Source organism: Mesorhizobium sp. WSM4871 (genome assembly GCF_055811295.1).
Map to the genome: position 1 here is coordinate 1 of NZ_JBVVPU010000050.1, position 1,178 is coordinate 1,178.

General features: G+C 57.7%; 1 protein-coding gene. It reads right to left on the reverse strand.

Going from position 1 to position 1,178, the window contains the following annotated elements:
• Positions 1-1,178: GMC family oxidoreductase (locus tag AC0L2H_RS32435; RefSeq protein WP_064987732.1), on the reverse strand; the 1,178-nt coding region annotated here is incomplete at both ends.

A 1,178-nucleotide genomic window follows, 5' to 3' on the forward strand; every position in this document is an offset into this window, starting at 1 on the left:
GCATAGTTTGTGCTTGTGACCTTGCTCACCCGCTTCGCTCGCGCATTCAACGCTGACGGAAACGGGTCCAGCGCCACAGAGGACAGCGAATCTTGCTGCAGCAGGCGGGCTATGAAGCGAAAGCCCTGCTTGAGGCGCTCGGCGTCCCGCTTGTCGCTCAACCAGTTGAAATCGACCTCCGGCTCTATTCTGTGCGAACTACTCTTGAGCGCCACAGTTCCCGTCGAGTAGCTGCGATTGACCCACACGGCGAGAGTGCCGAGGCGCCTCCCCAGCGGGTGCCAGGATGATTTGGCAACAGTCGATATTGCCATATCGGTCGACGGGCAGCCTTCGTAACCCGACGAGTAGCGGGCGTGCATCTGAATATATTCGCTCACGCCGGGTGACAAGCGATCGGCCGGCTTCAAATAGGCCGAAATGCAGATCGTCGGGTGTTCCTGAAGATTCTGGCCCACACCTTTCAAATCTGCAACGATCGGGATTCCGAATTGTACTAATTCCTTCGCGGAGCCGATCCCGGAGCGCATCAATATGGCGGGTGAATGGAGTGCTCCGGCGCACAGGATAACGCAAGAAGCGCTATACGATTGCAAGCCGGATTTGTTCTGGGTCTCGACCCCCGTTATCGTGGTTCCCGAAAAGGTCAGCCGCGCAACTGTCGTTTGGGGTAAAATCGTTAGATTGCGGCGAGAGCGGACGGTTTCGGATAAGTACGCCATCGCGGAGGAGACCCGATGACCGTTGCGGTTGGTCAATGGGACCACTGAATAGCCATCACCGAATCCACCATTGAAGTCTGGCCTAAAATGAAGCCCCAGAGCATCGTACGCATCGGAGATTGCCCGGATGAAGCCTGACCAGTCTGATTGGCGCACACGTTTGATTGGCAAGGGACCGTCCTTGCCGTGAAATTCGCCGCCGAAATCCAAATCGCATTCTAGACGACGGAAGTAGGGCAGCACGTCTTCCCAACCCCAACCCGTTGCACCGCTTGAGGCCCACTCATCGTAATCTCCGGGCCCGCCGCGGTTGGCGACCTGGGCATTGATGCTGGATCCGCCACCCATGACGCGCGCTTGTTCGTAAAGGACAGGCTTGCGGCCATCTCGCACAGTTCTGGCGTTGAGTGATCGCCAGCGATAATCGGGATTAAGAAAGGCACGCGTCGGGTCGCC